Genomic DNA, 13,149 nt, shown 5'->3' on the forward strand with positions numbered 1-13,149 from the left:
CGATGAGCAGAGTGAACATGTTCGATGTCAACTTTGATAATTACGATTTTAATGATCTACTCGAATTTATAGATACTTCTATTGAACATCAGCGTCATTCCTACATTTTGACCTGTAATGTCGATCATGTGATCAAGCTTCGCAAGGATGATGAATTCCGCAAGGTGTATTCGGATGCCGGAGCTGTAGTGGCCGATGGGATGCCTATCATATGGGCGTCCAAGTTACTGAAAAAACCCCTCAAACAAAAGGTGTCCGGGTCAGATTTGTTCACTCGGCTGGGAGAGGCTTTTGAGGATCGAGGCTATCGTTTATTTTTTCTCGGTGCAGCTGACGGTATTCCTGAGAAGGCTATGCTCAATCTCCAGGAATCTTATCCGAACATGAATGTGGTGGGCTGTTACTCTCCTTCTTATGGCTTTGAGAAAAACGAGGAGGAGAATAGGCACATTATCCAACTGCTTCAAGAGGCACGCCCGGACATCGTTTTTGTAGGTGTAGGCGCACCTAAGCAGGAAAAATGGATCTACAGATATTATGAGACTTACCGTGCTCCGATTTCGATTGGGGTGGGAGCGACCTTTGATTTCCTGTCTGGAAATGTGAAAAGAGCACCGGAGCTGATGCAGAAGACGGGATTTGAATGGTTCTGGAGGTTGTCTCAGGAGCCTAAACGATTGTGGAAAAGATATTTGATTGAAGATTCCCAATTTCTCGTTCTGCTGTTTAAGGAGATGTTCAAGCGGAAGCGGATGAAGGGAGGTCAGGGGTGAGAAACATGAGTCGGTTGGCAGATCAGCAGATTTCCGTTTGGCTAGGAAATCGGCGTGGAATCAGCATGATCGGCATGGGATTGCTGGCTTGTATGCTGCCACTCGCCATCGGATTTGTCAGCGCCAAGATGAATCCCACCATGAGCCAGCAGGGAGCCATATTGCTGGCGCTCGTTTTTCCGGCCTTCCTGCTGGCGATCCTGCAATCGCGGCTACTGATTCCTTACACACTGGCAGTGTGGGCAGTAGGCCCGGAAATCCGCCGCATTGCGGATTGGATGGAGGGAACGTATCACTCGGTTTCCTTGTTGAGCGTGGCACCGCTGCTGGTAAGCAGTATGTTGATTATTCCTGTGTTGCGAGGCATTCATCAGGCGGAAAAACCCTTGACCCGAATTGCTGTATTTTTCGGCATAGAATTGGCCTACGGAAGTGTGGTCGGGTTATTCAAAAATGGTATTGTTTTTGCTTATGATTTAGCCAATTATGTGGTTCCTTTGATCCTGTTGCCTTATCTTGCGATTAAGCCCATGAAGGCGAAGGAGCTGGACCGACTGCTGTATTCATATGCCAACATTGCTGTTCTTGTGGCAATTTACGGCATTATCCAGTACTTGACGGTGCCTCCGTGGGATGCATTTTGGATGAATCATGTAGAAATGAATTCCATTGGTGTTCCAGAACCACTTCAAATCAGAGTATTTTCTTCCATGAACTCGCCCGGTCCCTGCGCTATTTTCCTGGCGATGGCACTTGTACCCATGCTAATGGAAAAACGTTGGCGTGGCACTTTGGGGTGGATCGGAATCCTGCTGACGGTCGTTTGTCTCTTAATCACGCTGGTACGTTCAGCCTGGCTAATTGCCTTCGTCATGTTGCTGGCTTACATTCTCAGTTCATCTTCCAAGGGAAAGTGGAAAACCTTGTTTCAACTAGCTATAGTTGGCCTTCTTCTCTACATCATTGTTCCAAAACTTCCAGGGGCAGAAGGTTTGGTGGCTCGCATGCAGACGCTGACGGATATTCAGCAGGATCATTCGTACAATGAACGTTTGGATTTACTGCATACGATGCTTCCGGCGATTGCTGGCAATCCGGTCGGGCAGGGGATCGGGAGTGTAGGAATCGGAACCAAGCTTGATAACGGCGGCGATCTCGGCGAACTTGGGATTATGGATAATGGATATATCGCCATTTTCCTCACCTTCGGTATTTTCGGGGCATTCTTTTTCTTCGGTGGTCTGTTCGTTATCATTAAGCGCCTTCTCGCCCGTATTGCCGAACGAGATGCCAGTCAGCCTTATATCAGACTGGCGTTGGCTACGTGGGCCGGAGCTGTAGCCAGTCTCATATCAGATAATGGTTTCCCCGGTATGCGCGGCTATCTGATCTGGATGATGATCGGAATAGGACTATGGGCAAAAGATGTCATCGCGGAAAGAAGGTAAAGGCTGTGCAAAACTTACAAGCATTATCCGCACCTGTCCGGACACTATGGTCCACAGTGATTCGGTTTGCCAAAAGCAAGGATAACAGCTCTGCAGCAGTAAAAACGATGATATTCAGTATGCTGATTCTCGTCGTGAATATGCTGACTGGTGTGCTAACGGCACGATTCCTGGGTCCTACTGGACGCGGGGAACAGACAGCGATGGTGAACTGGTCCCAATTTCTCGCCTTCTGCATGAGCTTCGGTGTCCCGTCTGCATTGATTTACAATGCGAAAAGGAAACCGGAGGAAACGGGCAAGCTGTATGGTCTGGCCTTGCTGCTGGCTACCATGTTCGGGGGCTTGGCGACACTCGTCGGAGTATTTCTAATTCCTTATTGGCTGCGCTCTTTTTCTTCATCGGTCATACTTTTCGCGCAGTGCTCCATGATGATGTGTCCGCTCATAGCGATTTCACAGATCAATAATGCATTGCTTCAAGTTCGCTCGGAATATAAGCAGTACAATTTATTTCGGTATCTGGTACCGCTGAGTACACTGCTGGGTCTGGCGATTCTGATCTTAACCGGAAATATGAATCCGTACACCTCGGCATTGGCCTATTTACTGCCAGGCTTGCCGATTTATATCGGTGTCACGATACGAATGATTCGGCTGTACAAACCAAAGGTAAAGAACAGCTGGACGCAATTTAAAAATCTCTTTACCTACGGTATGGGTTCATACGGAAATGATCTCATGGGGCAGGTTTCCACTTATATTGATCAGATTTTGATTGCGGGTCTGCTCAGACCCGCTGATCTCGGTTTATATGCAGTAGCGGTCAGCTTGGCCAGGATGGTGAATGTATTTTCTACCTCGATCATTGTCGTGCTGTTTCCCAAAGCCTCCGGTCTGAATAAGGAAGAGGCGGTGGCCATAACATTTCGGGCATTTCGAGTGACATCAACGGCAACCTTTCTGGCTGCGGTGATGCTGATGCTGATTGCTCCGTTCGTATTTACATTGTTATATGGTCAAGAGTTTAAACAAGCACTCACGGTATTCCGGTTCTTGGTGCTTGAGGTTGCTATCAGTGGAGGGACCATGGTGCTGGCACAACAATTTATGGCGTTGGGTAAGCCCAAACTGGTTACCATTCTACAGGGTGTCGGATTGTCGCTCGTCATTCCATTGCTGTCCATACTCGTGCCGAGATATGGATTGACGGGTGCAGGGATAGCAATGCTGTCTTCGGGGATTCTACGGTTCATTTTCATTTTATGTAATGTTAAATTCGTTCTAAAAATGAAGATTCCAAGACTGCTTATTTCCAAACAAGATTTTCAATGGCTCCGATCAACGATGTCGCACTACATCCGGAAAAAGCCAGTTAACGGTTAGATAAAGAAGGAGGCACCCGCTAATGAACCACATGTCTAGCGTTCCCGCGGACAACCGGATATCCGTAGTTATTATCGCTCAGGATGATGGCACTCGAATCACAGCCGCCATTAAATCCTGCAAGCCCTTTGCGGACGATATCGTCGTCATTGACGGAGGGAGCAAGGACAATACGATTCAGGTAGCTGAATCCTTGGGCTGTCGGGTGTTTTCTAACCCGTGGCCCGGTTATGCCAAGCAGCGCATGTTTGGTGTTGAAAAAGCGGAATTTGATTGGATATTCCTGATTGATACGGACGAAGTAGTGGATGCAGAGTTGCTTGGAGACTTGTTGAAAGTAAAGGAAACGCTCCACGATCCGGCCAAAGCATATTCCGTATTCCGGATTGGAGATTTTCTCGGCAAATGGATGAACAAAGGCGAATACCTGGTTCGTTTGTACAATCGGCGTATTTATGGCATTACGAATAGTCTTGTTCATGAAATGCCGGATGTAGCCTCTTCCCAGATTGTCAATCTGGAGGGCGTGTTATGGCACTACGGCTTCCGCAGCATCAGTGATCATATGACCCGTTTTAACAAATATACAGATCTGGAAGCAGAGACGGCATTTAACAAAGGAAGATCCTTTCGGATTACCAGACTGTTGTGGCGGCCTCCTGCCCGCTTTGTGCAGAAGTATTTTGTCCAAGGCTTATACCGCAAGGGATTGGCGGGTTTTGCCGTAGCAGTATTCTGGGTGATGTATGAGTTTCTCGTCTGCTTCAAGCATTATGAGCTAACCAAGCGGAGAAAAAAGATAGAAATCGTGGATGACGGACATACCGAGCAGAAAGGAGAAACCAGCTATGTCGTACAATAACGGATTTCGTATTGCGGCAACGGGGCTGAGCTGGCCGTCCTTGCAGCCAGGAGGCCTCAACACATATTTCAAATCCATCTGTGAGCAGCTTACGTTAGAGCGCAATACGCTGGATGCTCTAATCTGTAGTGACGAGCAGCCGCAGGCGCCCGACCGTATTCGGATTCATTCGATTGGCAGCAAGCAGCAATCCATGTGGAAGCGTCGAGAGCTAATGCAAAAATATGCAGCAGAGCTGTTCGACAAGCAACCGACGGATGTACTGTATTCCCATTTTGCTCCCTATGGTGTCGGACCGGCGCTGGAGGCGAAAAAAAGAGGAATCCCGGTAGTTACCACCTTTCACGGACCGTGGACGGAGGAAATGAAGATTGAAGGACAGGGCATCAAGCATTTGCTAAAAACGACGTTGGCCAAATCCATTGAGATGAAGGCCTACGGACTGGCGGATAAATTTATAGTGCTCAGCGAAACTTTTCGGGATATTTTGCATGAGCACTATAAAGTTCCACTCAGCAAAATTCATATTATTCCTGGTGCGGCGAATGTAGAAAGGTTCCACCCGGCAGAGGATCAAGAAGCGGTGCGGAAGCGCCTGAATTTGCCGCAAAATGCGACGATTGTGCTAACCGTTCGTCGTCTTGTTAATCGAATGGGACTACTACAGCTACTGGAAGCATGGCGACGAGTAACCGAGCGTCATCCTGATCATGTGTTGCTGATTGGAGGAAAGGGCCCCTTGATGGAGGAATTGGCTTCCAAGGTGGCGGAATACAATCTTCATAACCATGTAAGGCTGCTCGGTTATGTGTCGGATGAGGAGCTTCCACTGTACCACCAAGCATCGAATTTGTTCGTTGTACCCACACAGGCACTGGAAGGTTTCGGTCTGATCACAGTAGAGGCGATGGCCTCGGGACTGCCGGTGCTGGCGACTCCTGTGGGTGGCAACAAGGAGATTTTAAGAGGATTCCGTCCCGAGCTTTTGTTCAAGGGAACGGATAGTGAAGCCATTGCTGAAGGGTTGCTGCGTGTGCTGGATCATCGTGAACTTCTACCGAATGCAAGGGAATGCCGGGACCATGTCCTGAGCAGATATACATGGGGACATGTAGCGGAGCAGGTGGAAGAGGTGTTCCGACAGGTCCTTGATAGAAAGGCGGCGGCGAAATGATGAGAGTAGCTTATATTGACCATACGGCAAGATGGAGCGGCGGCGAAGTCGCTTTGTACAACATACTGACGAATATCGGGGAACATATCGACCCGCTCGTTATTTTGGCAGAGGAGGGCGATTTGGCAGATCGGCTTCGGCAGCGTGATATTGATGTGCGCATCGTTCCATTGGACGATTCGATTCGCAATCGGGGACGGAATGCCGTGAATCTAGGTGCGCCTGCAGCAGCTTTTCGTTTGCTGGCTTACGGTAGAAAACTTGCGCCCTTGCTGCGTGAGGAAAAGGTCGTGTGCGTTCACACGAACTCGCTCAAGTCTGCACTGTATGGTACAGTAGCCGCCAAATCGGCGAAGCTGCCCTTGATCTGGCATATCCGTGACCACATCGGTCCGCCGTATCTGAAGCCGATTGTGGCCAAAGGGATTCGGCTGATGTCCCGCTTTTTGCCCAACGGAGTGATTGCTAATTCCAAGTCCACGCTGAGTGCGTTGGAGTTACCCCCGGACAAAAAGACGCTTGTCGTTTATTCCGCTTTTGCCAAAGCAATTACAGCACGTGACACGGCTGCCCATGTACGTGGTGATGACTCGTTTAACGTCGTATTGGTCGGCAGATTGGCGGAATGGAAGGGACAGCATATTTTACTGGAAGCAGCACGCTCCTTTTTACCGGATCAGCGCGTGAAATTCTGGCTGGCTGGAGATGCATTGTTCGGAGAAGAGGAATACAAGCAACGATTAGAGTCCACGATGCGCGAATACGGGTTGGCTAACGTCAATCTGCTGGGACACGTCGATGACATTCAAGGCCTGATGCAGCGTTGTGATTTGCTGATTCATACCTCTATTACACCAGAACCATTCGGTCAGGTCATTATTGAAGGCATGGCTGCGGGTCTCCCCGTGATTGCTTCCAATGAGGGTGGACCCAAGGAAACGGTGGTACCCCATGAAACCGGGCTGCTTATTGAACCGGGTGATCCGGCTAAGCTGGAAGCAGCCATCCGCTGGATGTTGGAGCATCCACAAGAACGTCAGCAGATGGGTGAGAGAGGGATGGAACGGGTCAAGAAGCATTTTGTCATCGAGAACACAGTTAAGGATATAGTTCATTACTATAAGGGTTTGTTGGCAGGAGTCTGACCGACATTCGCGTTAAAGGATGATTCAGATGAAAATAGCGATAGCACACGATTACTTAATCCAAATGGGCGGAGCGGAAAGGGTAGTAGAGGTATTCCACGATATGTATCCGGAGGCTCCTATCTTCACAACGGTGTTCAGCGACGACCGCCTGTCGCGTAACTTGAAGGATGCGGATATTAGAGCCACTTGGCTACAAAAAGTCCCAGGAGTGAAGGACAACTTCAAAGGAGTGCTGCCGCTGTATCCCATTGCTATCCGTGATTTTGATTTTAGGGATTTCGACATTGTTTTAAGCTCCAGCAGTGCATTTATGAAAAGCATCCAGGTACCCAAACATACGTTTCACATTTGTTATTGTCACACACCGATGCGGTTTGCCTGGGATTACGATACATATATGGCCCGGCAGTCCAAATCCAACCTGCTCAAAAACATGCTCAAGCTGTACATGAACCGGTTGAAAACATGGGATGCCAAAACTTCTCGCAACGTAGACCAGTTTGTCGCCAACTCTTCGGTTGTTAAACGAAGAATTTTGCACTATTACCAAAGGGATTCGGATGTGATTTTCCCACCTATTAATACATCCCGTTTTAAACGCGCTACAAACATCGGTGACTATTACCTGATCGTATCCCGATTGGTGTCCTACAAGCGCATCGATCTCGCGATCGAAGCATTCAAACGTAACGGTCTCAAGCTGCGCATTGTGGGTGAAGGACCGGACCGTAAACGACTCGAAGGTATGGCTGCCCCGAACATTGAGTTCCTCGGCAGGCTTGAGGATGAAGAGGTTAACAAGCTGATGGCAGAATGCCGAGCACTCGTTTTTCCGGGTGAAGAGGACTTCGGTATTACGCCTTTGGAGGCGAATGCGGCCGGACGGCCTGTCATCGCTTTTCAGGGTGGGGGAGCGCTGGATACGATTGTTCCTCATGTGAACGGCGTATTTTTCCGCAAGCATCAAGTAGAGGATGTGCTGGAGGCCGTCGAAAAGGTTGAGCAACATGCGTGGAATGTGGACGATATCATTACCCATGCCCGCAAATTTGATGAAGAAAACTTCAAGGATCAATTAAAAAAGTATGTAGAACAAGCCTATGTGAACTTTCTAAAAGGAGGATGAACGGAATGAAGCTGGCTGTAATCGGTACTGGATACGTTGGACTCGTCTCGGGTGTATGTTTTGCGCAAAAAGGTAATGAGGTGATTTGTGTCGATCTGGAGCAGCACAAAATCGACATGTTGAACCGGGCAGAATCTCCGATTTATGAACCGGGTATTGAGGAATTGATCGCGTTGAATCTGGAAGCGGGCCGGTTGGAGTTCACCTCGGATTTGGCCGATGCGGTACGCCGCTCGGATATCGTAATTTTGGCGGTAGGTACACCTTCTCTGGCTAACGGCGAGGCGAATTTGTCATACATTGAACAGGCGGCCGCTGATGTTGGGAAAGCCATGAACGGGTATAAGATTATTATGACCAAGAGTACTGTACCTGTCGGAACGAACGAAAAGATTAAGGACGTGTTGGCTCGTCACACGAGTTTGTCTTTCGATATCGTCTCCGCGCCGGAGTTCCTGAGAGAAGGCTCAGCCATCAATGATACGCTTTATCCGGATCGCATCATTATTGGTTTGGACAATACAGGATTGCGTGAAACCATGGTCACTCTGCATCAGGTGTTCACGGATAAAATCTATGTGACGGATATCCGTAGTGCTGAAATGATCAAATACGCGTCCAATGCGTTTCTGGCAACTAAAATTTCGTTCATTAACGAAATCGCTAATATTTGCGAAAAGGTTGGCGCCGATGTAACCTGTGTGGCTGACGGTATGGGGATGGACAAACGGATTGGCTCCTCTTTCCTACAAGCAGGGATTGGGTATGGTGGCTCTTGCTTTCCAAAAGACACAAATGCGCTTATCCAAATTGCAGGTAATGTAGACTATGAATTTAAGTTATTGAAATCGGTGGTCGAGGTGAATACCGACCAGCGCTTTATGATTGTATCCAAGCTGCGCGAATCGCTGGGTCAACTGAACGGTGTGTCCATTGGCATTTGGGGCCTCGCCTTCAAGCCAAATACAGATGACATCCGCGAAGCTCCAGCACTGGAAATCGTAGAAACGCTCATTCAGGCAGGCGCTATTGTCAAACTGTATGATCCCATTGCGATGGATAAATTCAAGGAGCGCGTGGATCACCCGAATATTATGTGGTGCTCATCCCCACAGCAAGCCGCTGAAGGTAGCGACGCTGTGTGCCTGTTGACCGATTGGGAAGAGTTCAAAAAAGTCGATCTCGTACAACTGGCCTCCATTTTGCGCAAGCCGGTTCTCATTGACGGTCGTAACGTATTCGCTGAGGAACAGATCCAAGGCTCCGGGCTGGAATACTACTCCGTGGGTCGTCCGCGGATGAGTGGGTGGAATCGGGATAAAGTGGAAGTTTAAAAGTGACAGATTAAAAAGTGACTGTGGCGGTGTTGGAGGCGCTGAAGGCGCTGCGCGTGCAGATTGTTCTTCCGATTGCTGTTACCCCCGGATTTTCTGGATTATATAAAACATTCAAAGGTTAAAATCCGGGGATAAAGGCAAACGCTGACGCTTCTTCAGAACAATTCTGCCCGTTCCGCTGCTTTTCGCCGTGGAGTCACAGTTTTTAAACTCCCACCTTATGGGGGGAGTAGGAAGGGCGTATCGGAGGGAGCGGCGCGGTTGAAGCCGCTCCTTCCGATCAAGTACGCCATTGCGGTTGCCGAAGGCAATCTGGGCAAGGCGTTACGAAACCTCGATTACTTGAAGCTTGCAAGCACAGCGTGCAAGCACCGAAAGCGTGAGATTTTTACAGGCTGACCGGACTTAATAATGTCCGGTCGTGCCTTTTGCAATAAACGGTATGATCGGCATGATGCATTTTTGAGTAGCGCAGGAATGGATTTGAATCTGGAGAAGCGGAGCGGTCGCCTTTGACTTGGGATTCTTACATATAAATGTCTTACACAATCCAAAGAATCCCACGGCAACAGCGATCGTAAGATCAAATCCAGCCCGTAGCGGGCTACTCAACTTTGCCCCATCCGATCATCCAACCAATATAGAGAGGAAGTGGAGAGTTATGAAGCTCGTACTTTTGTCTGGTGGTTCCGGTAAAAGATTATGGCCTTTGTCCAACGATTCCCGTTCCAAACAATTTTTGAAGGTACTGGAGAGCCCAGAGGGGATTTCGGAATCCATGGTACAGCGGGTATGGAGACAATTGGGAGACAACGGATTATCAGAATCCTCGTTTATTGCGACAGGGAGAGCACAGGTCGAAATGATCCAGAGTCAGGTCGGGCCGAATACGCGCATCATTGTTGAGCCGGAACGCAGAGACACCTTTCCTGCGATTGCGCTGACAGCGACTTATCTATATTCCATTGCTGGTGTTTCCCCTGATGAAATTATAGCTATTTTGCCTGTAGATCCTTATGTTGAGGATGCTTTCTTCGCTTCCGTAGCCCAGCTGGAACATACACTCCAGGAGAGTGAAGGCAAGCTTGCTTTAATCGGGGTTGTCCCTTCCTATCCTTCAGAGAAATATGGTTACATTATTCCGAAAAACGATGCCACCCAAGGTAGCACTGGCTACCGCGAAGTGAGCCATTTTCAAGAGAAACCCGACCGGGAGCAGGCGGAGCGTCTGATTGAACGCAATGCTCTATGGAACTGCGGGGTTTTTGCATTCAAATTAAGTTATTTGCTGGATATCTTGGCATCCAAGGGTTTGCCGCTGAATTATGAAGAAATGCAAAAGCAATACGCATCTCTGGAAAAAATCAGCTTTGACTATGAAGTAGTCGAGAAGGAAAAGGATATCGTAGTTCTTCCGTATGATGGTTTTTGGAAGGATCTGGGCACCTGGAATACGCTCACAGAAGAAATGTCTAATCAACAAGTGGGCAGAGGTGTAGTAACGGAGGATTGCGTCAATACGAGTCTTATTAACGAGTTAGACATTCCTGTGGCGATCATTGGAACGAATGATCTGATTGTAGCCGCTAGCCCGGATGGTATTCTTGTGACCAATAAGGCTGAAAGTCCTCGCATTAAGGAAGTGCTCAAGGCTCATGATCAGCGTCCAATGTATGAAGAACGTCGTTGGGGGCAGTATCGGGTTGTGGATTATGTCAAGTATGACGAGGGTAACGAGGTATTGACCAAACGAATCCGCGTACGGAAAGGCAAAAATATCAGCTATCAGCTTCATTTCAAACGGAGTGAAATTTGGACCATTATTAGCGGTGAAGCGGAAATTATTTTGAATGAGAAGCTGCACAAAGTAAAAGCTGGTGATGTAGTTCGCATTCCTGAAGGAACGAAGCATAGCATTTTGGCTGTGACCGATGTGGATTTTATTGAGGTGCAGACTGGTTCTGAATTGGTTGAAGAGGATATTGTCCGCTTTTGTATGGATTGGAATGAAATTTCCCGTCACCAATTTATCTCATAATTGTTTTCGTAAAAACGAAAAAAAAGACGAATTCATGAAAATTCATAGCTCAAACTGTCGAAATTGGGCGAAAACCTGTAAATTCATGAACATGACCTATTAAATTTTGGTAAAAGAAAGTCGATACTTAGGGTAAGAAGGAATCCAAACTCCTTCCAACGATAAACGCAGCCCTGTCGAAAGGCAGGTACGCAAAGCTAAAGGGCCTTCTACAAGGATGGCAGCCTGGCTACCGAAAGGAAGAGCGAAAGTGAGATTCAATTTTATTCCTCTGTATCGACTGATACGTCATGTACTCCCCGTTGTTATGCTTTTTTCATTGTTGCCCGTCGGTTTTGGTGATTCTCTGTCTGTGGCGAATGCTGCTTCATTACAACCTGTTAATTCGGACGCTTCTATTCAGGCCCGTGAACTATACAATTATTTACTCAACATCTCAGGGGAAAAAATAGTCACCGGTCAGCATGATTATTTGGAAAGTCCGGATGAATTAAGTAACAAGGTCCAAAAAATCAGTCAGGCATATGTTGGTGTACACGGCTATGAGATGGGAGCTATCTCTGGTCAATCTGACGCTACGGAAGCAGCACAACGTAAAAATGTCGTCGATAGTGCTATCCGTTGGAGCAGATCCGGTGGTATTGTGACGATGACTTTTCATGAAGCGCTACCGGGTAGGCCACTGACTTGGGCCAATGTACAGGCGAAAGTAAGTCAGACAGAGTTCAACAAATACGTGACCCCAGGTACTACGCAGTATAACCTCCTCATTGCCGATCTGGATAAGGTCGCTGTTTCGTTAAAGCAGCTTCGTGATGCAGGGGTTCCGGTTTTGTGGAGACCTTACCACGAAATGAATGGTGACTGGTTCTGGTGGGGAAACAAAACTAATTTCAATCAGCTATGGAATATCATGTATGACCGTTTTACAAACACACATCAATTGAACAATCTGCTGTGGGTATGGAGTCCGAATGCGCCCAATTCGTATACTGTTCCGTATACCCCGAAATACCCGGGGGATGACAAAGTGGACATTTTGGCAGTAGACATTTACAACAATGATTTTAAGCAAAGTCATTACGAAGGCTTGCTTGGATTGGCACGGAATAAGCCGATTGCCATTGGGGAGCATGGTGAGATGCCTAGTTCTGAGGTGTTGCAGGCTCAGCCTAAATGGGTATATTCCATGACTTGGGGCAAGATGCTGACCGAGAATAACACAACAAATCAAATACAGGATTATATGAATGATTCGAAGAGTTTGACACGGGATGATGTGAAGAATGGGCTGGCAGCAATCGAACAACCTGGGACAGATGTACCGACCTTACCGGACGAGGGACAAAGTGAGCCTATCCCGGCTCCGACCCCTCCTTCCGTTCCTGATGTGGTATATGTGAACGGGCTTCAGGGCGAATATTTTAACAATATGAATTTGAATGGAAGTCCTGCTTTGATCCGTACAGATAGCAAGCTGGACTACAACTGGCGCGCCAATGCAGCTGATCCAAAGGTGAATGCCGATCAGTTCTCGGTTCGCTGGACGGGTAAAATCAAACCACAATATAGCGAGACCTATACGTTCACAACGATATCCGATGATGGTATTCGTGTATGGGTAGACGGCAAGTTGGTGATTGACAGCTGGTTCAAACAAAGCTGGACGGAGCGTAAAGGCAGTATTACTTTGGAAGCAGGCAAAATGGTAGATTTAAAAGTAGAATACTATGATGAAATGGGCGACGCGATGGCACGTCTAATGTGGGAAAGTCAGCATGAAGCGAAAGCGGTGATTCCCGGAAACGCTTTGTTTCTTCCTTGATTGATACTCTTTCCCGGTCCAAAAATATGAGGA

General features: G+C 47.8%; 11 protein-coding genes and 1 riboswitch. All 11 genes read left to right on the plus strand.

Annotated features, from left to right (window positions below; genetic code table 11):
• The first annotated feature begins 2 nt into the window (after positions 1-2).
• The 11 genes from ACYCSE_RS15090 to ACYCSE_RS15140 all read left to right on the plus strand — a co-directional run bounded on the left by ACYCSE_RS15090 (position 3) and on the right by ACYCSE_RS15140 (position 13,116).
• Entirely contained in the window at positions 3-773 is a 771-nt protein-coding gene (locus ACYCSE_RS15090; RefSeq protein ID WP_028543109.1) for a WecB/TagA/CpsF family glycosyltransferase, read from the plus strand.
• Positions 774-778: 5 nt separating this feature from the next.
• On the plus strand, positions 779-2,221 hold the full coding sequence (locus ACYCSE_RS15095; protein ID WP_061830308.1) for an O-antigen ligase family protein: 1,443 nt from the start codon (positions 779-781) through the stop codon (positions 2,219-2,221).
• 5 nt (positions 2,222-2,226) lie between these two features.
• Positions 2,227-3,606, plus strand: a complete 1,380-nt coding sequence (locus tag ACYCSE_RS15100) for a lipopolysaccharide biosynthesis protein (protein ID WP_165176469.1) — start codon at positions 2,227-2,229, stop codon at positions 3,604-3,606.
• A gap of 22 nt (positions 3,607-3,628) precedes the next feature.
• On the plus strand, positions 3,629-4,468 hold the full coding sequence (locus tag ACYCSE_RS15105; RefSeq protein ID WP_023987421.1) for a glycosyltransferase family 2 protein: 840 nt from the start codon (positions 3,629-3,631) through the stop codon (positions 4,466-4,468).
• On the plus strand, positions 4,455-5,642 hold the full coding sequence (locus ACYCSE_RS15110; RefSeq protein ID WP_069291327.1) for a glycosyltransferase family 4 protein: 1,188 nt from the start codon (positions 4,455-4,457) through the stop codon (positions 5,640-5,642). The genes ACYCSE_RS15105 and ACYCSE_RS15110 overlap by 14 nt, the downstream gene beginning before the upstream one ends.
• Entirely contained in the window at positions 5,639-6,787 is a 1,149-nt protein-coding gene (locus ACYCSE_RS15115; protein WP_165176467.1) for a glycosyltransferase family 4 protein, read from the plus strand. The genes ACYCSE_RS15110 and ACYCSE_RS15115 overlap by 4 nt, the downstream gene beginning before the upstream one ends.
• Positions 6,788-6,815: 28 nt before the next feature.
• Positions 6,816-7,916 (plus strand): glycosyltransferase, encoded by a 1,101-nt coding sequence (locus tag ACYCSE_RS15120; RefSeq protein ID WP_023987424.1) that lies wholly within the window; start codon positions 6,816-6,818, stop codon positions 7,914-7,916.
• Positions 7,917-7,921: 5 nt separating this feature from the next.
• Positions 7,922-9,250, plus strand: coding sequence for a UDP-glucose dehydrogenase family protein (locus tag ACYCSE_RS15125; protein WP_061830275.1), 1,329 nt, complete (start codon positions 7,922-7,924; stop codon positions 9,248-9,250).
• Between the two features lie 264 nt (positions 9,251-9,514).
• Positions 9,515-9,652: a hypothetical protein gene (locus ACYCSE_RS15130; RefSeq protein ID WP_250267664.1), complete on the plus strand. Its 138-nt coding sequence runs from the start codon at positions 9,515-9,517 to the stop codon at positions 9,650-9,652.
• Between the two features lie 262 nt (positions 9,653-9,914).
• A complete protein-coding gene (locus ACYCSE_RS15135) occupies positions 9,915-11,291 on the plus strand; it encodes a sugar phosphate nucleotidyltransferase (protein WP_013309163.1) in 1,377 nt (458 codons plus the stop codon).
• 156 nt (positions 11,292-11,447) lie between these two features.
• Positions 11,448-11,528: riboswitch (cyclic di-GMP riboswitch) on the plus strand.
• Positions 11,529-11,541: 13 nt separating this feature from the next.
• A complete protein-coding gene (locus ACYCSE_RS15140; RefSeq protein ID WP_459698607.1) occupies positions 11,542-13,116 on the plus strand; it encodes a glycosyl hydrolase in 1,575 nt (524 codons plus the stop codon).
• Positions 13,117-13,149: the final 33 nt, after the last annotated feature.

The sequence above is a fragment of the Paenibacillus sp. SEL1 genome (assembly GCF_054602535.1).